This is a genomic window from Emticicia sp. (assembly GCF_049241225.1).
Lineage (GTDB): Bacteria > Bacteroidota > Bacteroidia > Cytophagales > Spirosomataceae > Emticicia.
Window position 1 is genome coordinate 1 of the sequence record NZ_JBMLRC010000197.1, and the last position, 1608, is coordinate 1608.

A 1608-nucleotide genomic window follows, 5' to 3' on the forward strand; every position below is an offset into this window, starting at 1 on the left:
AATGCTGTTTTCGATAATTGATTTGGTCGAGCTGGTCGGTGCGTTTTTTTGAGTTGAGCAGTGAAGTTTTGAAAAGAAGGTTCGGGTCAGGACAAATACTCGAAAAAATCGGCCAATTACTCGGACTCGAAACGCCAATAAAGTCATTTTCATGCCCCAACATATCTAAAATTATCTGAAAATGTAAATGCGGTGACCACGCTCCATTCTCGGCTTCAACGCCAATTTCGGCTATTTTTTCGCCTTTTTTGATGGCTTTTCCAATAAATTTATCAGCTAAACTTTCTTTTGTCAGATGTCCATAAAGTGTATAAAACACCAAACCGTTTACTTGGTGTTTCAGAATAAGTGTTGGGCCGTAATCTTTTGGGTGGTCGTTATTGTGGCAGCTAAAAATTTCGCCATCTTCTAAAGCGTGTACGGCCGTATGAGCCAAAGTCCAGAAATCAACTCCAATATGAATCGTGCGATGCTCGTAGCCTTCGTTAGTTTTTATCTTGAAAGCATCGGTTGTATAAATCGGCCGTGCTTCGCCATAACCGCCCACCAAAAGCACGTTTTCTTCCTTCACTTTTCGACTGATTTTATCATCGAGTGCCGCCGAATTGATGTAATTACTGAAGTTGCCAATAAAGGTCGAAGCAATGGATAAATCAAGCGGAGTGATGGTTTTGTTTTTACTTTCGGGAATCAAATCTTCAATTGTCCAATTGGAGCTTTGGGCATAATTGATAAACGTTTCGTAGGTGCTGCAAGGAGTCATTCCACAAGCACTTCTGAATGTATAATAGGCATAATTTTCCGAAATATTTTTCCATTGCTCTAAAAGTCGCCAAGCAGATTTTTCACTGATGAGCAAATACGCATTTTCGGGTTCTTTCTTTTTATTAATGGCCGATTTCGTGACACTAATCACCAAACGCATGGCGGTTGTGGTGTAAAGCACTTGTAATTCCTCATCTAAAAGCGGAAACTGTTGATGATAACCCGAGATAATTACCTTTGCGGCTTCCAGAGGTTGCTCAAAATCCATGATTCCGTAAGCCAAAACGACCGATAAATCATTGATAATCTGCGAATAAACGCTATCGCCATAGTCGATAATAGCCTCAACGCTTGGATTTTGTAATTGATGCGAAACGATGATATTGTTATCATTGGCATCGTTATGAATCGTACTTTTTCTGAGATTCTGATACTGTGGCTGAATAGCTTTGAATTTCTCGATGAAAAAACTGACGATTTCGAGTTCTTTTTCCGAAAACAACCCAACATATTGTTCTACCCAAAGAGCATCGGCTAAATTCCAGTCGAAAGTTCGATGTGCCAACGCATGATTAAAGTCTAAAAGTGCATTGGTTATTTGTCCGCATTTTTGGCCAAGCGAAAACCTCAGACTTTCACTTTTTGGGTTTACAGCCGAATACAAATGACCATCCATCCACTCTAACAATCGTATTTTTCTGTTATTCCCGTGAGCATCAATATAGTCGAAAATGCCTTGATTATCAGTATTCCTAAAAGATTTTGGATACTTAAAATTGGGTGATTTCTGTTCGAGGTGTTTCAGTAATTCGTCTTGAAAAATCAGGTATTCGAGAGCCGCAT

At 39.5% G+C, this 1608-nt stretch carries 1 protein-coding gene; it reads right to left on the bottom strand.

Annotated features, from left to right (window positions below; translation table 11 throughout):
* Positions 1-1608, bottom strand: a 1608-nt coding sequence (locus ACOVO2_RS11085; protein WP_421770034.1) for a phosphotransferase, incomplete at both ends; no start/stop codon positions are given.